Source organism: Chryseobacterium sp. Tr-659 (assembly GCF_011752975.1).
In the GTDB taxonomy this organism is placed as follows: Bacteria; Bacteroidota; Bacteroidia; order Flavobacteriales; family Weeksellaceae; genus Chryseobacterium.
This window is the reverse complement of record NZ_VWWP01000002.1, coordinates 488,045-512,712: the sequence shown is the minus strand read 5'-3', so window position 1 is coordinate 512,712 and position 24,668 is coordinate 488,045. Positions and strand designations below refer to the sequence as shown.

Annotated in this window: 23 protein-coding genes; 10 read left to right on the top strand and 13 right to left on the bottom strand. The window is 35.1% G+C overall.

What is annotated here, in order from left to right; translation table 11 throughout:
* Window positions 1–14 precede the first annotated feature (14 nt).
* Complete coding sequence (locus F3J23_RS06550) at window positions 15–722, top strand: hypothetical protein (RefSeq protein ID WP_167025923.1); 708 nt, start codon at window positions 15–17, stop codon at window positions 720–722.
* Between the two features lie 144 nt (window positions 723–866).
* On the opposite strand, the gene F3J23_RS06545 is transcribed toward F3J23_RS06550, so the two are convergent.
* The 4 genes from F3J23_RS06545 to F3J23_RS06530 form a co-directional block, all read right to left on the bottom strand.
* Window positions 867–2,033 carry an aminotransferase class V-fold PLP-dependent enzyme gene (locus F3J23_RS06545; RefSeq protein WP_167025920.1) on the bottom strand — a complete coding sequence of 389 codons (1,167 nt, stop codon included), beginning with the start codon at window positions 2,031–2,033 and terminating at the stop codon, window positions 867–869.
* Window positions 2,034–2,102: 69 nt separating this feature from the next.
* Entirely contained in the window at window positions 2,103–3,242 is a 1,140-nt protein-coding gene (locus F3J23_RS06540; protein WP_167025917.1) for a hypothetical protein, read from the bottom strand.
* Between the two features lie 25 nt (window positions 3,243–3,267).
* Window positions 3,268–4,170: a TssN family type VI secretion system protein gene (locus F3J23_RS06535; protein WP_167025914.1), complete on the bottom strand. Its 903-nt coding sequence runs from the start codon at window positions 4,168–4,170 to the stop codon at window positions 3,268–3,270.
* 54 nt (window positions 4,171–4,224) lie between these two features.
* Entirely contained in the window at window positions 4,225–5,166 is a 942-nt protein-coding gene (locus F3J23_RS06530; protein ID WP_167025911.1) for a type VI secretion system baseplate subunit TssG, read from the bottom strand.
* A 382-nt stretch (window positions 5,167–5,548) separates the two neighbouring features.
* Here F3J23_RS06530 and F3J23_RS06525 point away from each other — a divergent pair, with 382 nt between their 5' ends.
* The 9 genes from F3J23_RS06525 (at window position 5,549) to F3J23_RS06485 (ending at window position 14,060) form a co-directional block, all read left to right on the top strand.
* Window positions 5,549–6,340 (top strand): S1/P1 nuclease, encoded by a 792-nt coding sequence (locus F3J23_RS06525; RefSeq protein WP_167025908.1) that lies wholly within the window; start codon window positions 5,549–5,551, stop codon window positions 6,338–6,340.
* Window positions 6,341–6,667: 327 nt separating this feature from the next.
* Window positions 6,668–7,534, top strand: a complete 867-nt coding sequence (locus F3J23_RS06520) for an RNA polymerase sigma factor RpoD/SigA (protein WP_002979276.1) — start codon at window positions 6,668–6,670, stop codon at window positions 7,532–7,534.
* A gap of 67 nt (window positions 7,535–7,601) precedes the next feature.
* Window positions 7,602–8,054, top strand: coding sequence for a hypothetical protein (locus F3J23_RS06515; protein ID WP_167025905.1), 453 nt, complete (start codon window positions 7,602–7,604; stop codon window positions 8,052–8,054).
* A 132-nt stretch (window positions 8,055–8,186) separates the two neighbouring features.
* Window positions 8,187–8,792, top strand: a complete 606-nt coding sequence (locus F3J23_RS06510) for a hypothetical protein (protein WP_167025901.1) — start codon at window positions 8,187–8,189, stop codon at window positions 8,790–8,792.
* 11 nt (window positions 8,793–8,803) lie between these two features.
* Entirely contained in the window at window positions 8,804–9,304 is a 501-nt protein-coding gene (locus tag F3J23_RS06505) for a GNAT family N-acetyltransferase (RefSeq protein WP_167025898.1), read from the top strand.
* Between the two features lie 41 nt (window positions 9,305–9,345).
* Window positions 9,346–10,464 (top strand): FAD-dependent monooxygenase, encoded by a 1,119-nt coding sequence (locus F3J23_RS06500; RefSeq protein ID WP_167025895.1) that lies wholly within the window; start codon window positions 9,346–9,348, stop codon window positions 10,462–10,464.
* Between the two features lie 60 nt (window positions 10,465–10,524).
* Window positions 10,525–12,555, top strand: coding sequence for a S9 family peptidase (locus tag F3J23_RS06495; protein ID WP_167025892.1), 2,031 nt, complete (start codon window positions 10,525–10,527; stop codon window positions 12,553–12,555).
* 303 nt (window positions 12,556–12,858) lie between these two features.
* Window positions 12,859–13,152: a hypothetical protein gene (locus F3J23_RS06490; protein WP_167025889.1), complete on the top strand. Its 294-nt coding sequence runs from the start codon at window positions 12,859–12,861 to the stop codon at window positions 13,150–13,152.
* Window positions 13,153–13,205: 53 nt separating this feature from the next.
* Entirely contained in the window at window positions 13,206–14,060 is an 855-nt protein-coding gene (locus tag F3J23_RS06485; RefSeq protein WP_167025886.1) for a GLPGLI family protein, read from the top strand.
* A 143-nt stretch (window positions 14,061–14,203) separates the two neighbouring features.
* Here F3J23_RS06485 and F3J23_RS06480 read toward each other — a convergent pair whose 3' ends face one another.
* The 9 genes from F3J23_RS06480 to F3J23_RS06440 form a co-directional block, all read right to left on the bottom strand.
* The gene (locus F3J23_RS06480; RefSeq protein ID WP_167025883.1) at window positions 14,204–14,674 is read right to left on the bottom strand and encodes a heme-binding domain-containing protein; all 471 of its coding nucleotides are present in this window, start codon (window positions 14,672–14,674) and stop codon (window positions 14,204–14,206) included.
* A gap of 3 nt (window positions 14,675–14,677) precedes the next feature.
* Complete coding sequence (locus F3J23_RS06475) at window positions 14,678–15,298, bottom strand: DUF3347 domain-containing protein (RefSeq protein WP_167025878.1); 621 nt, start codon at window positions 15,296–15,298, stop codon at window positions 14,678–14,680.
* A gap of 37 nt (window positions 15,299–15,335) precedes the next feature.
* Window positions 15,336–17,960: a multicopper oxidase domain-containing protein gene (locus F3J23_RS06470; protein ID WP_167025875.1), complete on the bottom strand. Its 2,625-nt coding sequence runs from the start codon at window positions 17,958–17,960 to the stop codon at window positions 15,336–15,338.
* Between the two features lie 89 nt (window positions 17,961–18,049).
* On the bottom strand, window positions 18,050–18,523 hold the full coding sequence (locus F3J23_RS06465) for a DUF3347 domain-containing protein (protein WP_167025872.1): 474 nt from the start codon (window positions 18,521–18,523) through the stop codon (window positions 18,050–18,052).
* Between the two features lie 116 nt (window positions 18,524–18,639).
* Complete coding sequence (locus F3J23_RS06460) at window positions 18,640–19,020, bottom strand: HYC_CC_PP family protein (RefSeq protein ID WP_228455276.1); 381 nt, start codon at window positions 19,018–19,020, stop codon at window positions 18,640–18,642.
* A gap of 159 nt (window positions 19,021–19,179) precedes the next feature.
* The gene (locus tag F3J23_RS06455; protein ID WP_167025869.1) at window positions 19,180–21,417 is read right to left on the bottom strand and encodes a TonB-dependent receptor plug domain-containing protein; all 2,238 of its coding nucleotides are present in this window, start codon (window positions 21,415–21,417) and stop codon (window positions 19,180–19,182) included.
* A 43-nt stretch (window positions 21,418–21,460) separates the two neighbouring features.
* Entirely contained in the window at window positions 21,461–22,270 is an 810-nt protein-coding gene (gene kdsA, locus F3J23_RS06450) for a 3-deoxy-8-phosphooctulonate synthase (protein ID WP_047095820.1), read from the bottom strand.
* A 305-nt stretch (window positions 22,271–22,575) separates the two neighbouring features.
* Entirely contained in the window at window positions 22,576–23,103 is a 528-nt protein-coding gene (locus F3J23_RS06445) for a DUF1697 domain-containing protein (RefSeq protein ID WP_167025866.1), read from the bottom strand.
* A gap of 55 nt (window positions 23,104–23,158) precedes the next feature.
* On the bottom strand, window positions 23,159–24,652 hold the full coding sequence (locus F3J23_RS06440) for a hypothetical protein (RefSeq protein ID WP_167025863.1): 1,494 nt from the start codon (window positions 24,650–24,652) through the stop codon (window positions 23,159–23,161).
* Window positions 24,653–24,668: the final 16 nt, after the last annotated feature.

The following is a 24,668-nucleotide window of genomic DNA, read 5'->3' as shown; positions in this document are numbered from 1 at the left end:
AAATAAAAAAATTTATGAATATTACATTACAGGAAAAGGTTGATCAGTTAGAAAAAAAATATATCAGATTAAAATTTACCTTTATACTAAGTCTTTTTATGCTTATGATCGTTTCTATATTTTTATCATTCCAAAAGACTGAAATAGGGAAAGGAGGTGTACTTGAAGCTAAAGGGTTGATTATAAAAGATGAACAAGGACATCCCAGAATTGTGATAGGAGCTCCTTTAAAAAAGATAAAAGACAGAACCCGGCCAGATGAACTGTATGGAATTGTATATTTGGATGAAAACGGACGTGATAGAATTACCATAGGAAAAGATCCTGATCCTATGACTCCAAAAGGAATTTTCCCGAGAAGAACAGGGGGCGCAGGAATACTTCTTCATGATAAAGATGGTATAGAGCGAAGTGGATATAGTATTTTGGATGATGATATGGCAGTTCTTACTTTAGACTGGCCTAAAACAGGAGAAGCCATTGCTCTTTCATCCGGTAATAATTTTTCTGGCATTGGGGTATTCCATAAAAGTGATATAGGTAAATACCGGGAGGCTGTTACCATCGGAGTACTTGCTGAAAAAAAACAGTCATTTCTAAAGATTTGTGATTCAATGACCAATATACGCGCAATGATTACACAGGAAAACATGAAAAATCCTGAACTAAAGCATTATGACAAAAATGGAAAAGAAACGTTTAATAAATCATGGCCCCAATAAAACCTCATATAAGATCTTTTTTTCAACAATTATATTTATGGATAAGGGAGTTCTTTTTTGAATTCTCTTATTCTTTTATTTACTGAAAGTAATCGGGGATCAAGAAAAAAATCAAAAAACATTCTTCATTTATATTTTCAGGATTTATATTAATAAAAAATCTGAAACGTTTTCTATTTCTTCCAAAGTATTGAAATAATGGGGAGACAGACGAATTGCATACTCTACATTCTTCAGTGTGAAATCAATTAGGGCATTGTTTTTATTACTTACGGTAAAAAAAACATTATTTTCATTTAGTATTTTACGGATCTTTTCAATCTTTCCATCCTTCTGACAAAAGGTAATAATACTGCTTAATTGATTTCCAAGATCAAGAATCCTGAAATCGTTATTCTGAAGATTGATTCTTAGTTTTTCCGCCAGGTTTCTGTTATAATTTTCGATATTGGCCATCCCTATGTTATTTGCATACTTCAATGCTTCTTTAAAACCGAGTAATGTGGCAACGGATCTCTCAAAATGTTCAAATCTTTTTGCTTTATTATTCAGCTGATACTCGTCAAAACCTGTCCACTGCCCTCCATTGCTGTCTAAAAATAAGGGAGCCATTTCCTGGTTTAAAACTTCATCGGAAATATATAAAAATCCTGATCCTCTCGGTCCTCTCATAAATTTTCTTCCTGTTGCAGTTAAAAAATCACATTTCATTTTCATAACATCTACAACAATCTGTCCTACTGACTGGCAAGCATCTACGAGATATAGAATATTATACTGCTTACAGAGCCTTCCTACGTCCTCCACATTTTGAATTAAACCGGAATTCGTAGGAATATGCGTTACAGCAATTAATTTGGGACTATATTTTCGGATCAGATTTTCAAGATCATGAAGATCCAATTCATGGTCAGAAAGATTTTTCATTCTGATTATTTCAATATCATATCTTTTCTTCAAAGAAATAAAAGCAATCTGATTTGAGATATAATCATCATTAGTCGTAATGATACAATCACCTTCTTTAAAAGAAATACTGGATAAAGCTTTAGCGTAAGCATCTGTTGAACTATTCATAAAAGCGATATTCGCTGACGTGGCATTAATCAGCTTTGCTGCCTCTTCATAGAACTGACTGATTTCATCTGTGTAAAGTCCTGCTGTTGTATATCCTCCAAGTTGCTGCTCTTCATATAGATAATTAATCATCCTGTCTACCACTGCTTTAGACATCAATGATGAACCGGCACTGTTTAAAAATATCTTATCAGAACAGCCAAGTGTATCTTTTCTTATTACTTCTAAATTCATTTTTAATTTCTTTAATGCAATAAAAAATCCTGAATGGCTCATTCAGGATTTTATTTTTAATTATCTCTATTAATCTAAAACACTCCAGCCTCTCTTAGGATTGGTATTGTTAGAAACTTCCTGTTCATTAACAATGATATTCTCTTTTCTCTGACCGATATAATCAAGCTCACTCAATTTAGAGAAAATGGTTTCCAAGCTTCTCAGCATCTGCTGAATATAAAGTAAAGGTTCTCCACAATTATGATGATCATAATTTGTTTCCGCAACAATGGAAAGCTGGTTCAGTAAGGTATGTGGCGCAATTTCGCTCCATTCTAAGCTATAATTCAGCATTTCTTCCAATTCTGCGGGCACAAGAAGCTGAGTGGAATTGTATAAATGAAGTGCCAGCCTTGCAAAAGATTCGATAAGGAATACAGGCGGCTGCCAAGGAGTAATATTTCTGAACTGGAAGTACATATCTCCAAAAGTATTCACCATTGTAGTACATAAGAACTTAACGTTTTGTGCCAACGCTGTATTTTGGTTCTTATGGGAGGCTTTCTGGATAATCTTAAAGGCATATTGCTGCAGGTTTCCGATAGATTTTGCAAAACTGCTATAATAATCTACCAAAGCAGGATGGCTTTGAACAGATGTACATGGTGGAATAAAGTTGGAATCTACCTGAGCAATATTGGCTTTCAAATCCACTTTACCGATAATCAGGTAATTTCCTCCTGAATAGCTGCTGTTCAAAGAAGTTACGGGAAGAAGTTCAATATGATGGTTTGGCTGCGCATTTGGATGGCGAGGCGGAATTTCTTCCGGATCAATATCTCCAAAAGGCACTTTATCAAAAGGATTAACAGAAATCAGAATATAATATTCTCCGTCTGCCTGCTCTTCATTCATCGACTTTGCCAACGATTTCACACTGATTCTTCTGTCTGTAAGTTCAATACGATAACCGGCCATAGTAACGGCACTGCAACGCTTGATTACCAGCTGTACATCATTGGTTGCCGTATTGTGAACATCAAAAATGGTACGGTCTGTAAATTCATTGGAAATAGGCAGAAGTCCGTAATTATATGTAGTAATTCCAAGGGAATTGGAATCTCTTATGGTATCAATTAAGAAATTATCCTGATCATTAAGGTGTCTCTGGGAAACCTTCATCCCATCCACCCAATTGATTGCAAAATGTTTAATAGGCTGTATCATGTTTAATACTTTTTAAATTTTGTGATTATGATTTTCTTACAACTCCTTCTTCTTCATGCTGAATAACTCTCTTACAAATCACCACTTCATTTTCAGAAATGTTGTTTGTTGTAATATCCTGATCGAAATCTATATATTTTCTGAAGCTGAAAAATGATTTCTTGGTATAAAAGATCCAGTAATAAGGTTCATTTCCTTCGTCTGAAAGGTGAATAACAGATCCTGGGTTTTTATGGTTATAATCATCCACAACCCTGTAAAACCAATCTCCGAAAGTAACTCCTGTAGGAAGTGTTTTTGCTTTAATTCTGAAACGATTGCTATCTTCCAGCTTTTTACTTAGCTCAACATTCAATACCATCAGCCTGTCGAAATCTGCCCCTTCAAAATCAGGGAGTTTCTGTTCAGGAGAATATCTCCATGTTTTATAAATATCAAAAGGAATGCTGATGAATTGGATATAGCAATAGTAGAATACCATTGGAACCACAAAAATTACCATACTTGTTGCTGCCATTACTGAGTATCCCAGTCCTCCACTCATCCAATTAAAAAGCAGAGTAAATAAGTATCCACCTAAAACCATACACGTTAATGAAAGTATAGATTCAAAGAGAATACTCATGGCCAGAGATTCTATGTGTTTTTTGAAATATTTATGTAATAGGTTAACATGAATAATCCCAAAAATAAGATAAATCACCTGTGCAATGAGATACCAGTACGGATTAAAAAGGTTACCGGCAAAGCCAAAAACTCCCGGAAGAGCGAGGCATAAGCTGCACAGCAGTACGTATACAATAATTACTTTAATTTTTATCGCAGGTTTATTTCTCCTGATTACACCCAGTATAACCATCATAATAATTGCGATTAAAGGCATTAAGATATACCTTAAAAAAATACCTTTTACTGAAGAAATTTCCATTTGTTTCTTTTCGAATTTATACTTTGTTGGTAATTGTAAATATAATAAAATAATTTAGAGGAAAGTAGAGTATCCAAGGCGGCTGGCATTTCTTTCGTCATCTTCAAGGCTAAAAGAATATTCCTCCTTTTCCGTAACAAAATTCTCTTCCACATCTACTGTTACCGGAAGAAAATAATCATACAACGCCTGAAGCACTTTTCTGAACGGACTTCCCGGAATATATTTTTTCATATCTCTATAAGGGATCGGGCCAATATTGACTACCCAGTTACGCTGCCCATCCATATGTCTTCCGCTCGGAATATAAGTAACTCCCAAACGAGCATTTCCTAATAGCATGGAATCATCATTTTTTTCGATCTCATCAATAATATTTGGGGAAAAAGTTACTTTTACAGGCACCTGCAGAAAAGCGGTTATACATCTTTCAAACCATTTTTTATCTCCTCTTATATGATGGAAGAATGGTAAAATATGCATAAAGATATAAGCATTCTGCTTATCAAGCATTTTAATCAGCGGCCAAAGCTCACTTACCGTTTCAAGCAATGCATCCGTATTACTTGTTATATCAAATTCAGATTCTTTCAGCAGAGCACTGATCTCCGTAAAAAATACCTCCAGTTCAAAAGGACGAAAAAACTTGCGGGCATCATCTTCTACCCTTTTTTGTTTCCGGATCTCTCTTACTACAGTATCTACATTCTTTCGGGAAGCTCCTAAAGACGGCGGATGGAATAACCCTTCCGGAAGGTAATCATAGATTCCCTCCCTGTAACTTTCTATCGTAAATACTTCCTCATCAAATCCCAGATAGCTGCTGGAAATACTTTTAATATCTTTTAAATAAGCACGATCATTGATCCCCACCCGCTCAATAAATATATTACTTACTGCACGATGGTATTTCAAAAGATTAACAGCCACAGCTTCAGCTTTAAAGTCTGTCTGCAGCTTATTGTAATGCATGTCTACAATGTTATTCTCATACATAGTGTTTCCTCTGATTATGACTTGTAAAGATAATATATCTCGTAACTTTGAAAAAATATTTCTTTAATAATTTTGAGCTAAAAATAGTAATTTATTGATATTGGAAAGAATTATTTCCGGCAATTTCCGTAAAAATACGGGGAAACGACATAGTCAAGGTGTTCAATGTATAAAGCTCTACTATATCAAAAATTTACTCTTTCCTTATCATAATCATTCTCTTATTAACCATTTTCATTTTTATACTTATTATTTTGCATTCATTACTCTTCTTTTATTTAGATTAATTTTTATTAACATTATCTTTAGAATAAATTCAGGATATTTAATGCACATTCGGAAAGCGGGCCGTATCTTTGCAGACTGAAAATTGTTATTTAAAATGAAAAGTATTTATTCTAAAATTCTGATTTTAGCATTCATCTCCTCTTCTCTTTATTCTTATGCCTGGGGATTAACAGGGCACAGAGTTATTGCAGACATTGCAGAAAACCACCTTTCCAGAAAAGCAAGAAGGGAAATTAAAAAAATGATGGGAAAAGAGCGCCTGGCATACTGGGCAAACTGGCCGGACTTTATCAAATCTGATACAACCGGTGCATGGAAGCAGGCTTCATCATGGCATTATGTAAATATTGATCCGCAAACTGATTTCAAAAACTTTGAACAGAACTTGAAAGCACAGGCAGGGCCAAGCCTTTACACGCAGGTGAACACTTTATCCAGCCAGATCAAAGACAAAAACACTTCTGAAAAAGACAGAAAGATCGCATTGATATTCCTGATCCACATTATGGGAGACCTTGCACAGCCTTTACATGTAGGAAGAGCAGAAGATTTGGGTGGGAACAAAATCAATGTTACTTACTTTGGTGAAAAAACCAACTTACATTCGGTTTGGGATGGAAAGTTAGTAGATTCTCAGAAATACAGCTATACAGAATATTCTAAGCTTTTAGATATTAAATCCAAAGAAGAGGTAGCACAGATTCAGTCCGGAACATTGGAAGACTGGTTATATGATTCTCACAAAATTGCCAACAAAATCTATGCACAGACTCCTGATGGGTCCAAATTATCTTACGACTATCAGTACAAATTCAATGATACTTTAGAAAGACAACTACTGTACGGAGGATTGAGACTGGCAAAAGTTCTGAACGAGCTTTTTTAACAGGAAATTGTTTTCAACAATAGCATAAAAAACGAAACTTCGGTTTCGTTTTTTTTTTAAGTTTTAATGATAAAAATAACTTTGGACTCATTTTTGAATGAAACATTGAGGTTGAAGTTATATTTCTGATTTTACTGTTAAAATTATAATCAGAAATAGACTACGCAGCTTCTTTATTTCATATTTCCAAATAGCTGAAAATAAAATAATTACAATTTATTTAAGACAAGATTAAGGAATTTTACTTTAAAAAAGTGAAACCTGTGTAACCTTTTTACTATTTCAAACGTATATTATATAGTAACTCTTTTTTGAGGATAAAAATAAATGAGACAATTAAAAATCACTAAGCAGGTTACCAACAGGGAAACTGCTTCATTAGACAAGTATTTGCAGGAAATTGGTAAAGTGGAACTGATTACTGCGGACGAAGAAGTAGAATTGGCACAAAGAATACGTGCTGGCGACAGAGCCGCATTAGAGAAACTAATTAAAGCCAACCTTCGTTTCGTAGTTTCTGTATCTAAGCAATACCAAAACCAAGGTCTTTCTTTACCCGATTTGATCAATGAAGGTAACCTAGGATTGATGAAAGCGGCAAAAAGGTACGATGAAACTAGAGGTTTCAAATTTATCTCTTATGCAGTATGGTGGATCCGTCAATCAATTTTACAGGCGTTAGCTGAGCAATCAAGAATTGTAAGACTTCCGTTGAATAAAATTGGTTCCATCAATAAAATTAATAAAGCATACGCTCACCTTGAGCAGGAAAATGAAAGACCACCTTCTCCGGAAGAATTGGCTGAAGTTCTTGACATGAGCGAGGAAGATATCAAAGAATCTATGAAAAACTCTGGTAGACACCTGTCTATGGATGCACCTTTAGTAGAAGGTGAAGATTCTAATCTTTATGATGTATTGCGTTCAGGAGAATCTCCAAGTCCTGATAAAGATCTAATGCTTGAATCTCTACAAATCGAGATTGAAAGAGCATTGAACACTTTAACACCAAGAGAGGCTGATCTGGTAAGATTATACTTCGGACTGAACGGGAAACACCCAATGACTTTAGAGGAAATTGGTGAGACTTTCGATCTTACAAGAGAGAGAGTTCGTCAGATCAAAGAAAAAGCAATTAAGAGACTAAAACACAATACCAGAAGTAAGATTCTTAAATCTTATTTAGGTAAATAATTTTTAGCGTAAATAATGTATAAGCGGAGTTTGTTTTCAGACTCCGTTTTTTTATTTTTGCTAAACCATGGAAACAAATTACATTATTGCCGGAATCTGTTACGTCATTTTGGGCGGTTTAGGAATCTTTCTTTATTATAAAAGAAAACACAAAAAGTTCCTCGAGTCATTGAAAAACAAAAATTTTACGATACTCAAAAAGCTGAACATGGAAACAGAGTTTTTCGGAAAACTGGCATTCAGATATCGCAGGGATACTGCAGATGTTATCATTTTAGAAGACAAGATTTTTCTTCTGCTTTACTCCAACCCCTTAGGAATTGCTCACCAGATTTATCAGATATGCAACTGCACCGAAAGCTTTCCGTTTATATCAAAAAAACTTTCTCTTGACTCTAAATATAATGATCATGGGAGACTTAGAATAAATGGAAAATTCGGCCATGGAATAACAGGTGGAAAATATTCCATATTACTGGATTTTAATAGAACAGGATTTGATTTAAATTCTATTTTATAAGGATTTGTAACAATTTTCAAAGTTTGCTCAACTAATTAAAATCATATCCCTCCATTACTTAGGATAGAGTCTAAATGATTAATTTTAGTTTTCAGGATATGATATTGATTATCAATCACAAAAAAGCAAACTATGAAAAGAATATTTTTCGCCTCTGCCCTGGCCTTATCTCTGCTTTCCTGCAGGGAAAATAAATCACGGAACGCTCCGGTTGTAGACAATGCCGTAGATAATGCTGAATCCTCAGTTTCCGGCTCTATCAAGAAAAATACACGATATTCCAAGGGTGGAAATCTTGTTCATGAAATTTATGAGGAGCTCGTAAAAAATGACAAAGCTTTACAGGAGCTTGATGCAAGGATAGAAAATATTCGTGAGGAAACCAGAACTGTACTTTCAGAATATAGTGAGGTTATCTACAAATCAGAAACTTATTATAATGATGCTGCTGCATTGTCTAACTCAGTAACAGACTCTCTCACCAGAAAACAGATTGAAAAAGAAATTAAAGCAAGTTCTGAAAAATACAACACAAAAACCCAGACTATAAAGGATCTGATCAGTAGAATAAAGGCAAACGATGCAGCGCTTCATGATCAGTACGTAGTATTCAAAATCAGAAAAACTCTTCCTGAAATTGAAAAGTATCAGAATGCTCATCCTTTGAAAACAGATAATCTTGATAGTTTCATCAATAAACAGAATATTTTGCTGGAGGAATTAAAAAAATTAAAATAACATCACTCTCTATGGAATATACTACAAAATGGCTTAGTGATAAGGCCCGCGTAAAAGAGCTGGTAAACTTTTTTATGACGCACAAAACGGATTCTTACATTTCCCATGGTGAGATGATGTCCGGCAGAGCTTTAGATGCTCATCATTGGAATCCGGACCTTGAGGTGATCTTAACAGAACAGTTAATTACAGATTTTAATTCTGACGGAAGTTCAAAACTGAATATTCTGATTGCGGAAAATGAGAATGGAGAAATTGTAGGAATGCTGGTTTTCAATGTGATCAACAGTCCTTTTAAAAAATATGCAATTCTGGAAGATATGCTTTTGGATCAGTCTGTAAGAGGTCAGTCTCTTGGAAGTAAGCTGTTAGAGAAAGCTATTCAGGAATCCAAAAGCTGGAATGTCAGTTTTATTTTGCTGGAAAGCGGTGTCAATAATCATGGGGCTCATAATTTTTTCAGTAGATATGGCTTCAAAAAGGTATCCGAGAGTTATATTTTAACATTATAAAGTAGGATCTTCATCAGTATTTTAAAAAACAATTAAACCCTATGAATACTATTTCAATAATCGGAGCCGGAATTGGAGGACTCACCCTTGGAAATATACTGAAACAACATCAGTATGACTTCACGGTTTATGAGGCTGCTCCGGAAATAAAGCCTGTGGGAGCCGGAATTATGATGGCCGTTAATGCTATGCAGGTTTTTGACAAACTGGGTTTAAAAGAAAAAATTGAAAAGGCGGGGAATAAAATTCATAGAATCACGATAGCAGATGAAACTCTGAAACCCATTTCTAAAACTGAAATACAGGATCTGGAAAATCAGTATAACTCCTGCAATGTAGCTATTCATCGTGCTGAACTTCAGAAAATACTTGCAGAAAATATACATTCGGAAGGTATCAGGCTTAATCATTCTTTACAAACAATAGAAAAAAAGGAAAACTATATTCTGAATTTTGAAAACGGAAATACTATTGAAAGTACAATCATTTTTGGAGCAGATGGAATAAAGTCTCCAATCCGGAATCAAGTTTTAAAAACAGGAAATATCCGCAGTTCAGGACAGAAATGCTGGCGCGGACTGGTAGATTTTGACCTTCCCGAAAGATATCACCAGGAAGCTTTTGAAGTTTGGGGAAAAGGAAAACGTTTCGGATTTGTAAAAATTTCTGCGCAAAAAGTATATTGGTATGCATGTATCAATGACAAAAGTTTTGGACGATACCTAAGTTTAACGGATATTTTTAATGATTTTGATCCTTTGATTTTAACCCTTATCGAGACAACTGCAAAAGAAAATATAATCTGTAACGAAATTACCGACCTCACTCCTATTCCAAGATGGTATTCGGAAAATCTTTGTTTAATTGGAGATGCCGCCCACGCTACGACTCCTAATATGGGACAAGGAGCCTGTCAGGCTATTGAAGATGCTTACATTATTGGCAAATTATTAGAAAAAAGCAAAGATTTTAATATTGTTTTTGAAGAGTTTCAGAGAATAAGGAGGAAAAAGGTAGACTACATTGTTAATACAAGCCATACTATTGGGAAAATCTCTCAATGGGAACGTGGAAATTCACTGCGGAACTTTATGATGCGTTTAATTCCTGATCGTATCAATCAAAATATGGCAAAGAAAATCATAGAACTAGAAATATAGAGAGCAAGCTTTTACAAAAAAATTCTTTCGATATAAATAAAAACCAAAATTTAAAAAAAAATGAAAAAAATCTTTTATGTATTACTCTTAATGATAGGGTTTCATACAGCACAAGCACAGGAGGTTCCGTTACTGGACAGAGGATTATTCTTTGGAAACCCTGAAATTTCCGGAGGGCAGCTAAGTCCGGATGGAAAATGGATTTCTTTTTTGAAAGACTATGGCGGAATTATGAATATCTGGGTAAAAAAAATTGATGAACCTTTTGAAAAAGCACGACCACTAACTGACAGCAAACGCCCCTTGAGTGGATATTTCTGGTCAGAAAACGGAAAATATATCTTATATGTAAAAGACAAAAACGGAGATGAAAATGTTAATATCTTCGCTGTAGATCCAATGGCAAAGGCGACAAATGGGGTGCCTGAATCAAGAAATTTAACCCCGATTAATGAAGTGACCGCCCAGATCTATATGGTAAGCAGAAAAGATCCTGATCTTCTTATGGTAGGATTGAATAATCGTGATAAAGCATGGCATGATCTCTATTCTCTGAAAATATCAACGGGTGAGCTGAAAAAGATCTTTGAGAATACAGATCGTATTACCGGCTATGATTTCGATTGGGATGAGAAACTAAGAGTTTTATCAAAAACTGATGATAAGGGAACAACCCAGTTCTTTTATAAAGAAGATGACAAGCTGACTCCAATCTATGAAACACTGGTAACAGAAAGTGCCTATATTTCTAACTGGAATGCCGATAATTCAAAATTCTATCTGGTAACCAATAAGGGTAATCTGGATAAATCAACATTATTTCTGATGGATCCGAAAACCAAACAAATGACCAAAATAGAAAATGATCCGAAAGGAAAAGTAGATTTTGGAAGTTTATTTATAGATAGAAATACCAGAAAGATCATTTCTACTTCTTATACGGGAGACAAAACACAGTATTATTGGAAGGATAAAACATGGGAAGACAATTATAAATTCTTACAAAGTAAATTCCCGGGAAGAGAGGTGAATTTTGGAAGTTCAACAAATGATTATTCAAAATTTTTAGTTTCCGTATGGGGTGATAAATATGCTGCTGAAGCTTATTTCTTTGATGCAAAAACAAAAAAGCTGGTTTTCCAGTACACTCCAAGACCGGAACTAAAAAAGGTTGAACAATACCTTGCTCCTATGACTCCTATTACCTACAAAAGCAGTGACGGCCTTGAAATACCAGCTTACCTGACTTTACCAGTAGGATCAACAGGAAAAAATATTCCTGTAGTAGTTTTGGTACACGGAGGCCCTAAAGGTCCTAGAGACACTTGGGGATATAACTCTAATGTACAGTTTTTAGCTAACAGAGGATATGCTGTATTACAGCCTAACTTCAGAGCCAGTGGAGGTTACGGAAAAAGTTTCTTAAACGCCGGAGACTTACAATGGGGAAAACTGATGCAGGATGATATTACCTGGGGCGTAAAATACCTCATCGATAAAGGTATCGCAGATAAAAATAAAGTAGTGATTATGGGTGGAAGCTACGGTGGATATGCAACATTAGCAGGGTTAGCCTTTACTCCGGATCTGTATGCTGCAGGAGTTGATATTGTAGGACCAAGTAATCTATTTACTTTATTAAATTCTATTCCTGCATATTGGGAAGCTGCCCGCGCATCTTTATATGGGATGGTAGGTGATCCTAAAACTGAGGAAGGAAAAAAACGTATGCATGATGCCAGCCCTTTATTCAGTGTGGATAAGATCAACAAACCTTTACTGATTATCCAGGGAGCGAATGATCCGAGAGTAAAACAGGCTGAAGCAGATCAGATTGTAATTGCACTTCGTGATAAAGGTAAAAAAGTAAGCTATATTCTTGCCGATGATGAAGGACACGGATTCCGTAAACCTGTTAACAGTATGGCAATGTATGCGGAAACAGAGAAATTCCTTTCTGAAGTAATCGGAGGACGATATCAGAAAGATATGCCGGAAAATGTAGCTAAACGGCTGAAGGAAATGACCGTTGATATTGCAAAAGTTACTTACACACCAGCAAAAGAAAAAATAGCTGAAACGGCTAAGTAATCTATTTGATCAAAAATAAATAAAGCCATCTCATGAAAATGAGGTGGCTTTTATTTTAAAAACAAATTAATGGTATCATCTGAATAGAACCAGCATTTAACTTAGTAACTTTATAAGAATATCATTACTTTATTACTTATTTTTTATAAATTTTATTTTTAAAAAATAAACAAAACAAGCTAATACCAACACAATCATCAATTTAAAGACAAATTCCTTGTTAATAATATAAATGTTTTATAAAATTGCTTTCAGATTGCAATCAAAAAAATTTATTATTTATTAAAAATTAAAATTTTAACGATGAAAAAAATTATCTTTATTGTTACTCTTGGTGTAGCTGGGCTTATGAGTGCCAAGGGGATTACTGACAAAGAAATCACCAAGAAAATAAAAACAACAGCGAAAAAAGCCAGAAATTGCAGTAGAGTTTCTATTAAAGCAAAAACAGGTTATTATAACTGGATTCAAGTAACATCTCCTTGTGGGGCTGTTTATTATTTAGAAGCTAGTGATTATGATAGCATACAAGCTTTCACAGATGATGTTACTTACTTTAATGCACAAAAATGCGGAACATCTTATCCTCTAACATAAACCAATTATAAATAAGACGGATACTTTATCCGTACTATTTTAAAATTAACAGAATGAAATTAAACGCAATGAAGTTTATAATTGTATTTTTAATTGTATTTTTTAACTTTGTTAAAGGACAGGATACTAAATTTCCCGATAACTTTACATTTCAAGCTCCTAAATACCAAGTGAAAACCTATGGAAACAGTGATTTAAATATTTATTATCAGGTAAAGTTTTCTAACAATATCAATGTTCCCGGGAGCAAGAAAGAAACAATTTGTATCTTACAATTGGGGAGTAACTATTCTAAATTCATTGATTATAAAGGTATTCAGCAAGATTCTATATCAGAGAAGTTTAGTAATCAAGAAAGAATTGGAGGAAAAGAGATTAACCAACTACTTAAAGTTCGGGAAATATGGTCAGCAGTTATCTTTAAAAACAAATTGACAGATAGTTTAATTATACAAGATAAAGCCAAAGATAGGTATCAATATGAAGAAAAAACACCTATTTTTAAATGGACTATGAGCAGCGGAGAGAAGAAAAAAATCCTTGGTTATGAGTGTAATAAAGCAACTACACTATATAAGGGCAGAGATTATACTGCTTGGTATACAGATCAAATTCCTATTAATAATGGGCCTTATGTTTTTGGTGGATTGCCTGGCTTAATACTTGAAATCGAAGATGATAAAAAAAATTTTCTTTTTCAAGCTGTTGCAATGAATCAAAAACCTAATAATATTTATCTACGTAATGATAAAAGTATCTTTAAAGTAACAAGAGACAAATTTAGAAGAATTCAACAATCATATTATGATAATCCCGGATTTTTTCACGGCAAAGCTTATAATATGGACGGTAGTCAGATGTCAATGAAATCCAACCCTCTCCCCTATAACCCTATTGAATTAGAATGATAAAGATTATAAATAGGAGAGCTTTTTAGGTAATATTCAAGTTAAGAAAACTTTAATTAATCAATTTCATATTCTCATAAAACCAAAAGTGAAAAAAAAGCCACCCCGCTTATTTGGATGGCTTTTATTTTTGCTGAAGCTTTCTATTTTACTTTTTCATTTTCAGCCTGCATCAATTCTACCCAACTGACTATTTCCTCTATCTGCTTTTTAGAAAGGTTAGCTCCCCGATGAAGGTATGCATAAGAGGGAAGCGGCATTTTTTGTTGTTTTATCTGATTTGCTATTGATTCTAATTTATTAGCTTGTCTTCGATGGCTGTAATTGCCCCACTCGTTAAAATTTAATTCCTTCTTCCCTTCTTTAATATGATTATCAATAAAGAAACTTAAAGGTTGAATATAGGCATAGAACGGATAGTCTGTGGAATTACTATGACAATCATAACAGGAATTTGCAAAAACAGTTTGTACATTTTCCGGAATCTGATACACCTTTGCGATATCTGTTGAAGGAACCTGCCCGTAATCAATATTACGAGCAGGCTGAATCATCTGAATAAGCAAAAAAACAAGGATGAGTCCCAAAAGTATTTTTGTAATACAGCGGTTCATCTTTTAGAATGCTTTTTTTACAGATCCGCAATTGATCATTTTCTGACCTTCGTACGGATTGATAATCTCTTCGGATTCACTAATCCAGGTTCCTCCTTTTCCATTATTATACATGGGGCAAAAGTTCTGATATAATTTTAATCCTCCGGTTCCCATCTCTTTGATTAAATCAGCCATATCATTACTCAGAGAAAGCAGATGTTCTCTCTGATGTGCTATATCCCTAGAGTTTTCACTTATATGCTCTGCATTTTCGGCAGCACTTTCTAAGATATCTTTCACATCAGCGCTCAGTTTACTGATATCTGCTTTTTTTAAGACCGAGTATAGTTTTTTAGCTTCTTTTGAAGCTGTACTGGCATCATCCTGCGTTAAAGCATTCTTTAAAGGTAAATATCCTTCAACAATTTGTTTTATAGAAACTGATGAAGATTCTTTCACTTCTTCTTTATTCTTTTCCTGATTATTAGCTGCATTTTGTGTTATTACCTCAGGTGTTGATGTGGATGGATTACCTTCTGTTTTCACAGCTGGCTCTGTTTCCTTTTTTAAAGAATTGCTATTGGGATTATTGCATGAATATAGAATAGATCCTGTGACAAGTACAGTTAATAAGTTTTTCATTGTCTGTTTTATTAAGTTTTATAAAATCTGCTAATCATTAATAGGTTAAAGTAACACCAGCTCCCCAGCCCATTTCGTTATCATAATTTCCGGATAATGACAACCATTTCTGAACGATATATCTCAATCCTGTAGAAAATTCTCCATCGGAATTGACCGTAAAGTTTCCTCTCAGTCTTCTGGAAAGCGGAATATCTTCCCTGCTCAGCTCCAGTAACACTTTTCCGTTCTGATCAATACTTGCATCTGCTGTAATTAACATCGGCAATACATATTGCATTCCGACAATGAAAGCAAACTTATTTTTTGAAGCTTTCTGCTGTCCGAACCAGGTCTTTTTACCATGAAAATCCGTTCCCATATCTTGTGCCATCTGTCTTTCCATGATCTCGTGGTTTTTCTGAACTCTGAATCCTGCATATGGAAGAGCCCATTGAAATTTCCCTAAAAACCTTCCTACTTTTGCACTTCCTTCAAAATGATCAAAATTCCAGTTAGAATGAAATTCATTCAGGTTGGCCCATCTCGGTCCGAACATGGTCATTGTTTCTGCGTGAATTTTATTACTCGCTACATCCAGCATTGCCATAGAACTTACCATTTTATTATCCTGTAAAAAGTTTTTCCAGGCCAGCTTTCTGTTCGGAAGCTGTGGATTCGGTTTTGAATTTTCATAGCTGAAGATTCTTCCCATTCCTGCCATCATATGATACAGGATATGACAGTGAAAAAACCAGTCTCCATCCTGATTGGCGGCAAATTCAATAGTAACTGTTTCCATCGGCATAATATCTACTACGTTTTTCAGCGGTGAATACTCTCCTTTTGAATTGATCAGTCTGAAATCATGTCCATGAAGGTGCATTGGGTGTCTCATCATGGAGTTATTATACATTTTGATTCTAAGAACTTCACCTTTTTTGATAAGAATTTTATCAGTTTCTGTAACTGTTTTGTTATCAAGAGTCCATAGATAATGGTTCATATTTCCTTCCAGTGTAAATTTCATTTCACGGATGCTGTCTGTTGGAAGAATAGTTTTTTCCGGAGATTTTAAAATATTGTAAGACAATCTCTTGATCGTTTTTTCTTCTTTCATTTCCATTCCTGAATGTTGAGAGTGATCTTCCTCTTTCTTATCTTCCTTAGTTTTTACTCCCATCATTTCATTCATATGTTTCATCGTCATTTTTCTTTGGCTTTCTGACAGCTCCGGGTACATTACTTCGTTCATATCCATCATCTGGTTACCCATTGTCATATTCATTGGCTTCATATTCCCGCTCATTTCCATCATTCCATTCATCATTTTCATTCCTTCAAAAAGCATCAGCCTTGGAAGATTGGGTGCTTCTACCTTTTCTCCTGAACCCAGCCAGAGAGAAGCGTGTCCTATTCTGTCCTCCGAAGTAGCACGGAATTCAAAGCTTTTATTTTCCGGAATGGTTACTTCAATATCATAAGTCTCCGATACTCCTACAATCAAACGATCAACTTCCACTGGTACAACATCATTTCCGTCATTTCCAACTACTTTAATCTTTCCTCCTCCATAATTTAACCAGAAATAAGTGGATGATCCTCCGTTGGCTACTCTCAGTCTTACTTTATCACCAGCTTTTACATTCGAATAGTCTGAACTTGGAAGTCCATTGATAAGGAACTTATCGTAATATACATCACTCACATCCATTGCTTCCATTCTTTTCCATTCATTAAGAGCTTTAGTACCGAAATTTCCTGATTTGATGGCCTCCCAATAACTCTGAACAGCATTTTTCTTTACTGCATACCAATCTGTATTAGCCATATGAAGTCTCCTTGCAATCTGCATCGGATCATCATCACTCCAATCTCCTAATAATACGGGGATTTCTGCATTATATTCTGTTTTAGGCTCGCCTTCCCTTTTTTGGAAAACCAGAATTCCGTTCATTCCGATCTGCTCCTGAAGAGCCTCGTGCGAGTGGTACCAATAGGTTCCGTTTTGTGAAACTCTGAATTTATATAAATGAGTTTCTCCTGGTTTTACAGGTTTTGTGGTAAGATATGGTACTCCGTCCTGTTCATTGGGAAGTATTACTCCATGCCAGTGTAGTCCTGTATTTTCCTTAAGCATATTGTGAAGATAAATTTCAGCGGTATCACCTTCTGTAAAATATAAGGTGGGTGCCTGAAGTTTTCCGTTGATGGCAATCGCTCTGCGGTTCTTGCCTGTAAAATTTACTATGGTATCTTTTACATACAGATCATATCGAACAGTTTTACCTCCAAAAGTAATCCTTCCATTTTCAGAATTTCTTTTTAACTCGGGCTTTTCTTTATTCTGATTTTCAACCGAAGTATGTTTATGATCTTCTTTTTCCACGAGATCCATGCCGCATTTAGGACATTTTCCGGGTTGAGTTGAAGTCACTTCAGCATGCATTGGGCAAGTGTAAGTAACCTGAGATTTATTTATATTTGATTCTGCAACTTTTGTTTTTGTTCCAGCTTTTACAGCATCCGTATTTTTTACCAGAGCCATCCCGCATTTCGGGCAGTCTCCAGGCTTTGAAGCGGACACTTCAGAGTGCATCGGACACGTATAATGTGTTTTTGTAGTTTGCGAAAAGGTAAAAACAGAAAACAAAAGTACCAGAAACATAATCAGCTTTTTCATAATGTTTCGAGCTTTTTAGAAGCCGTACAGCTTAAAGTTAATTATACATTAAACTGTACAACTTATTAATTTAAAGACTAATGTAATAATTATTTAATTTCTGACTTTACACTTCCACATGTAAGCATGGATTTTCCGTAATAAGGATTGGCAATCTGTTTTTCATCGCTTAACCAGCTGGCGTCTGCCATTGGACAGTATTGTACATAAACAGGCTTTTCAGAGAGTTTAAACTGCTTTGTAAGAGCGATCATATTATCTGAAAGGTTGAAAAAAGTTTCTCTTTGAGCCGCAACGGTTCTTGCATCAGAGATTGCAGAAGCGTCTTTTCTCAGAATGTTAAGATTACCTTCTGAAACCAGTTTATAATCAATCGTTGAAGCCGTTTTGATAAATTCTGTAGCAGCTTTTGAGGTTTTGTCTGCATCATCTGAAGCTAATGCTGATTTGATTGCAATATAGTTCTGATATAGTTTCGAAACCTGAGCATCTTTTTTAGACTGTGCTGAAATGGAAAGAATTGAGAATAAAGATAATGCTGCTGTAATGATATATTTTTTCATTGTTTTAAATTTTAGAATTAATTTTTTAAGTGTTGAATCGTGTGGATACATCGGTAGTGTATCAGGACATGCCGTTCATAACGATATAATAGTTATACCGGAACGACTGACGGATTCTAAATTCTAAAATTACAATGATTGATATAGATGGGTACCGGCCTGTATTCGGGCGGTGCGTTAATCTGAATCTGTGTGAACTTGGTAGCTGAAAAAGACCTGTCAATAAAAGCAAACTGATGTTTTACCGGAATTTCTGCAATCTGGCTTAAAAAATCAATGCTAAGAAGATCTGATTTCTGAGAATCATCTACTTTTACAACTTTGATTTCCGTTTTGCAGCAGCTTTTTTTATCCTTAACGCCACATTTTCCGCAGATATCGTCTGCTTTCTGGCTTATAGAAACAAATTCCTTCATACAAAAATGAATGCTGAAAGCTGCTCCGGAAGAAAACCCGAAGTAGAAAACAGAAAACAGTATGGCAAGAATCTTTTTCATTGGTAAGACAAAGTTAAAAATATCTATGAAATCATTGTTATAAAATTCAGCAATGTTGTTATAAAATTCTGGCAAATAAAAAAGCTCCCGGATTTATTTCCGGAAGCTTATTATTTTTTAATATTTCATAAGATAGAAAAATCACTGAAACTTCTACTTCTACAATCTGAATTCCAGTTTTACATTAAAGAAACGTCCTGTAAGACGTACCGGAACCGGATACATATAATTAGAATTATAATCTGTGATCCATTGGTTGGCTACAGTATTATTGATATTAAATGCGTTGAAAACCTGAACTCCTAATGTTAATTCCTGGAAATTCCCCCAGAATCCGTATCTCTTATTTTTATCTTTCGGATCTATAAATACTTTTGTTAATCCGATATCTACTCTTTTATAAGATGGAAGTTTTTGCTGATAATTATATGCTGATGTAAAATCAGGCTGCCCGTTATCGTTAAACATCACAGGTGCTCCGGTTGGTAATCCCATGGCATACACTAAAGTAAGATTAACACGCATAGAAGGGAAACTTGGCATATAATCCTGATAGAACATCGCAAATCTGAATCTCTGATCCGTAGGTCTAGGGATATCTCCTTTTCCGTCAATATTTTCATATACTCTCGCGTAGCTCGCAGATAACCAGGAATCTACTCCCGGAACAAATTCCCCGAATAATCTTGTGTCAATTCCATATGCATACCCTTTGGAGTTATTCTGCCCGGAATAACGGATTCTCACATTATCCATATAATATGGAATCAGGTTATCCATTTTCTTATAGTATAGTTCCGTTGTAAGCTTAAACGGTCTGTCATACATCTGAAACTCATAATCGTTAGCAAGAATTACCTGAATAGAGCGCTGTGATTTGATATTGGAATTGAAATTCCCATCCAGATCTTTAATTTCTTTATAGAAAGGCGCCTGATAATAAACTCCCGCCGAAAGCTTGAATAACATATCAGTATCCCAATCCGGTTTTATCGCAAACTGCGCTCTTGGAGAGAATATGGTTTCTTTATTAAAACTCCAGTTGGCTACTCTTACCCCCGCATTTACAAAAACTTTGCTGGCTCCCCAGTAAAACTTCTGTGAATATTGTGCATATGCTGATAATCTTGAAGGTTCAATATTATTTTGCCCGGCAATATAATACTTCAACTTTAGATCACCTGTATTTCCGGTTCTCGGATCTATCACTTCCGGTCTTGGAAGGCTGTATCCTGCGGAGTCTACAAGTTTCCATTCGTTAGTAAGATCTTTAAGGTTCTCTTTCTCATATTTAAATCCAACTTCAATGTCGGTATTTACATTAGGAGAAAATTTTGCTCTGAACTGTGTTCCGTAAGTTCTTACAAACAGATCATTTCTTGCATGTTCAATCTGCCCTCCCAGATCAAAGGAAGTAACAGGCTGCTGCGTTTTCGGATCAAAGGTTTGCAGTTCGTAAGACGACTGTATCGTATAATATTCTTTTTCTCTGTTCTGATAGGCAAAAGCGTCCAATGTAAGCTTCCATTTATCGGCTGGCTTATAATTCATGGAGAAAGTACCCATCATATTTTTATACTGATCGTTTTCTTTACCTCCATATCCTATATTTACAGTAATAGGCTGCTGAAGGCTTCCGAAAGTCACACTCTTTTGTCTAGGGATCATTTCGTAATCATTCTTGGAGTAGTATCCTATGAATGACATGGAAAACTTATCATTAACATGGTAATTAAGGTAAGACTGAAAATCCCAATATGTTGGGTTAAAATCTGTATCTTCCTTTAACGTGTTAAGAACAAGATTGGTATTTCGGTATCTTCCGGAAAATAAGGCTGTAAATTTTTTATTTTTTGAAGCAAGACCTGTGGTAAGCCTTCCTCCTATTAAACTTGCCTCTCCCGAAACTTCAAATTTTTCCGGCTCTCTGTAATAGATATTTAAAGCAGAAGACATTTTATCACCATATTTGGCTTCAAATCCTCCTGCAGAGAAATTCACTGCAGAAACCATATCCGGATTTATGATACTCATCCCTTCCTGTTGTGAGTTTCTGATCAGGAAAGGTCTGTATATCTCAATATCATTAATATAGATAAGGTTTTCATCATAGTTTCCACCGCGCACCATATATTGGGAAGACAGTTCGGTATTGGAGTTTACGGAAGGCAGGGTTTTGAGCAGCCCTTCAATTCCTCCATTGATAGAAGCTACTGCTTTCGCTTCTTTTGCTGAAATTCTTACATTGGTAAGGTCGGTTGTTTTTCCTACTGCTTTTTTCTGGAATACAACTTCCTCTATATCGGTCACTTTAGTGGTCGCTGTATCTTTTTTCCTGTGTTGGGAGAAAATCAGTACAGGGACCATAAGGCTTAACGGTAAAACTAGTTTTTTCAAAAGAAATGTTTTAGAATTTCTAAAATTAATGTTTTTTTAACAATTACAAAATTGATTCTCTAATTCTTGTTAACTTTTGCAATAAATCTTCTAATAAATCAAGTCTAAGCATATTGGCACCATCAGATAATGCAGTTTCCGGCGTAGGATGTGTTTCTATGAAGATTCCATCTGCTCCTACCGCAATTCCGGCTTTGGCAACGGTTTCAATAAGATCCGGTCTTCCTCCTGTTACTCCTGAGCTTTGGTTAGGCTGCTGTAATGAATGGGTAACATCCAAAATAACGGGAGCATATTCTCTCATGGTAGGAATTCCTCTGTAATCTACGATCAAATCTGTATATCCGAAAGAATTACCTCTTTCAATAATGGCTACTTTCTGGTTATCAGAGTCTGTCACTTTCTGAACCGCAAACTTCATTGCTTCAGGAGAAAGGAATTGTCCTTTTTTTAAGGTAACACATTTTCCTGTTTTTGCGGCAGCCACCAATAAATCGGTCTGGCGAACAAGAAAAGCAGGAATCTGTAAAACATCTACATACTGTGCAGCCAAAGCTGCATGCTCATTTTCGTGAATATCTGTAGTGGTTGGAATATTAAATGTCTCTCCTACTTTTTTAAGGATTTCAAGAGATTTTTCTTCTCCGATTGTTGTAAAAGAATCTACACGGCTTCTGTTTGCCTTTTTGAAACTTCCTTTAAAGATATAGGGAATATTATACTTGTCTGTAATGTTGATTACTTTTTCAGCAATTCTTAATGCCATATCTTCTCCTTCAATAATACAAGGTCCTGCAATAAGGAAAAAGTTCTTTGAGTCTTTGTGCTGAATATTATCTAAATACTGAATCATTTTGTTATAATTAAAAAGTTCAGTAAAAATACTGAGAAAGTTTCAGAAATGGAAATTATTTGAGGCCAGAGTGCAGTTTAAGATTGAAGGATGATCATGCCTATACTCCGATGGTGGATATTTTATTGACTAACATTATGAAGGGCGTTGGATAGTATGATTTCCTCTTATTCTTCAAGACTAATTTTGCCATTCTGAAAGAATCTAAACAGGATAGGTTAAAATCTGCATATAGATTCCTGGTGGAATGACAAAGGTTGCGGATATTTTTATCTGCGTGATCAGCACAATCTGCGAGGGGAAATTTACCCCATCTTTTTCAAAACTTTCTCAAACGTATTCACATTCCTGCTGGTAAACTGATCTTTCAGACTTTTTTTTCCCAGCACCTTTCCAAATGTGGAATCCAAGGTATTTCCCTTCGGAACCTGCCAGTAAAATAAATGATGAATAATTTCCGCTTTTTCATGTTCAGCCTGAGCAGCTTTCTGAAATTCTTCCATTAAAACCTTTTCTACTCCAGGCATCCCTACAAAAGCATAAATATGGAGATTTTCATTTTTTTCGAAAGGAATGCTGTTCCAGAATGCTTCTGTTTCTTCCTGAGATTTTATAAATAAAAATGCATCATATGAAAAATGCTCTGACATCGCTTTTTCCAATATTTTTTTTAGATCATCTGCATGTTTATCCGAAGAAAACACAATATTTCCAGAAGCCAGTACTGAACTTACTTCTTTCATTCCCGCTTCTTCAAAGACCTTGCAGACCTCAGCCATTTTCATGTTGGTTCCTTTTACGTTTACACCGCGGAGAAAAGCACAATATTTCATTGTTAGGTATTAGTTTTAAATGATGGTTAAAGATTGTTGTTTTGGGCTCGGTATTTTAATCCATTCTGATGTACAAATTATAGTCTGTTCCTGAGGGTTTCAGATGATAAATTTTCTCAAGAATCTTATTATCGCTGTTCAAATGATCTTTTACCCGGAACTCCTTCAAAAGCTTGTAATGAGTTTGATAATACATAGAATTGGCATCATTGCCCTCATATAGATTTTTATAGGAAAGAAGATACTTCGGCTTTCTTGTTTTTACCGTATTGATCCAGTAATTACGTTTATCTTTTTTGATCTCTTCCTGAATTTGTTTATCCACAAGACCTACCTCATCTATTGTTTTCAAATGTGAAAAATAAGGAACATAACCTGCTGGCTCTAATAAAATCCACTGGTTTTTATCTTTTTCGTACTGGTTTAAAAATAGCCCAATTGTTCTGCGGTAGTTCCATTCTCCATTTCCTGTAGCAATAGCATGAACAGTCTGAAAAGCCAGCATCGGAAGGATATAAAACACAGTAAGCAGAGACAGCCATAAGTTCCTTCTCTCCTTCTGTTCTAATACAAAAATAAGTACCGGAACGAAAAGCAGTAATTGCGGAACCCAGTAGTACCAATCAAAGAGACTTTTCTGAGAAATAAAGATCAGCTGTTTCGTCCAGCCAAAAATAAAGATCATCCATAAGAAATAATTTCTCTTTTCCCTTTGTCTGATCAGATAAATAAAACAAAGCAATTCAAAGATAAGAACAACAATAGTGAGCGGGTTGAAATTTCCGGGCACCTTCAGCATTCCCCAGAAATTTCCAAAGCTTGCAAAAAAATAATTAATATGCTGCTGAAAAGTAAAGTTTTCTTCATAAAGCAGCTTCTTTGCTGTAATGGTATTATTGACAACTTCCCCAAAGTAAAACCAGTTGAAAGCCAGTGTTGATAATACGCCCAGAATTCCACCAAAAACATAACTCCATCTGATCTTTTTGTTCCAGAATGTATCTACAAGAAAAACAATTCCCAGAAATATGACGGTATCAATTCTTGTAAACATAATTAAAGCTGGGAGAAACGCCAATACCCATTTTTTTCCTTTATAAAAGCCATAATACAGCAAAGACATTTCCAGGAAAAACAGGAGTCCGTATTCCATTCCCAGAATTGAAATTTTAATCGCAGGCGGCAGAATACCGATCAAAAATATAAAAATAGCTTTATGCCATGGATTTTTAAGAACGAGATGAGACAGAAATAATGTTCCTATCGTAAATAATATTGAATTGAAAATCAAAAGAGGTTCAATAAAGTTTTCCTTTCCGAAAATCAGATTGAAAATATAAGATACAAAAACATACAGGTGTGTAGTGGATGCTGAAATCTTAGTATCTCCGTTAAAGCCGATCACGCCATAGTCCAGAAGGTTCTGGGCTACTCTCCAGGTAATAAAAGCATCTTCCTGAATATAATGTGTTAATAAAAAAAGAAGTTTAAAAGCAACTGTAGCAATTACGGCATAGATCGGGAACCTGCTATTATTTGTTTCAGCCATTCTGTATTTTTAGTTT

Bases quoted from the DNA above. Each gene is read 5' to 3' on its own strand.
- F3J23_RS06550 (WP_167025923.1), top strand. From the start codon at position 15: ATGAATATTACATTACAGGAAAAGGTTGATCAGTTAGAAAAAAAATAT.
- F3J23_RS06545 (WP_167025920.1), bottom strand. From the start codon at position 2,033: ATGAATTTAGAAGTAATAAGAAAAGATACACTTGGCTGTTCTGATAAG.
- F3J23_RS06540 (WP_167025917.1), bottom strand. From the start codon at position 3,242: ATGATACAGCCTATTAAACATTTTGCAATCAATTGGGTGGATGGGATG.
- F3J23_RS06535 (WP_167025914.1), bottom strand. From the start codon at position 4,170: ATGGAAATTTCTTCAGTAAAAGGTATTTTTTTAAGGTATATCTTAATG.
- F3J23_RS06530 (WP_167025911.1), bottom strand. From the start codon at position 5,166: ATGTATGAGAATAACATTGTAGACATGCATTACAATAAGCTGCAGACA.
- F3J23_RS06525 (WP_167025908.1), top strand. From the start codon at position 5,549: ATGAAAAGTATTTATTCTAAAATTCTGATTTTAGCATTCATCTCCTCT.
- F3J23_RS06520 (WP_002979276.1), top strand. From the start codon at position 6,668: ATGAGACAATTAAAAATCACTAAGCAGGTTACCAACAGGGAAACTGCT.
- F3J23_RS06515 (WP_167025905.1), top strand. From the start codon at position 7,602: ATGGAAACAAATTACATTATTGCCGGAATCTGTTACGTCATTTTGGGC.
- F3J23_RS06510 (WP_167025901.1), top strand. From the start codon at position 8,187: ATGAAAAGAATATTTTTCGCCTCTGCCCTGGCCTTATCTCTGCTTTCC.
- F3J23_RS06505 (WP_167025898.1), top strand. From the start codon at position 8,804: ATGGAATATACTACAAAATGGCTTAGTGATAAGGCCCGCGTAAAAGAG.
- F3J23_RS06500 (WP_167025895.1), top strand. From the start codon at position 9,346: ATGAATACTATTTCAATAATCGGAGCCGGAATTGGAGGACTCACCCTT.
- F3J23_RS06495 (WP_167025892.1), top strand. From the start codon at position 10,525: ATGAAAAAAATCTTTTATGTATTACTCTTAATGATAGGGTTTCATACA.
- F3J23_RS06490 (WP_167025889.1), top strand. From the start codon at position 12,859: ATGAAAAAAATTATCTTTATTGTTACTCTTGGTGTAGCTGGGCTTATG.
- F3J23_RS06485 (WP_167025886.1), top strand. From the start codon at position 13,206: ATGAAATTAAACGCAATGAAGTTTATAATTGTATTTTTAATTGTATTT.
- F3J23_RS06480 (WP_167025883.1), bottom strand. From the start codon at position 14,674: ATGAACCGCTGTATTACAAAAATACTTTTGGGACTCATCCTTGTTTTT.
- F3J23_RS06475 (WP_167025878.1), bottom strand. From the start codon at position 15,298: ATGAAAAACTTATTAACTGTACTTGTCACAGGATCTATTCTATATTCA.
- F3J23_RS06470 (WP_167025875.1), bottom strand. From the start codon at position 17,960: ATGAAAAAGCTGATTATGTTTCTGGTACTTTTGTTTTCTGTTTTTACC.
- F3J23_RS06465 (WP_167025872.1), bottom strand. From the start codon at position 18,523: ATGAAAAAATATATCATTACAGCAGCATTATCTTTATTCTCAATTCTT.
- F3J23_RS06460 (WP_228455276.1), bottom strand. From the start codon at position 19,020: ATGAAAAAGATTCTTGCCATACTGTTTTCTGTTTTCTACTTCGGGTTT.
- kdsA (WP_047095820.1), bottom strand. From the start codon at position 22,270: ATGATTCAGTATTTAGATAATATTCAGCACAAAGACTCAAAGAACTTT.
- F3J23_RS06445 (WP_167025866.1), bottom strand. From the start codon at position 23,103: ATGAAATATTGTGCTTTTCTCCGCGGTGTAAACGTAAAAGGAACCAAC.
- F3J23_RS06440 (WP_167025863.1), bottom strand. From the start codon at position 24,652: ATGGCTGAAACAAATAATAGCAGGTTCCCGATCTATGCCGTAATTGCT.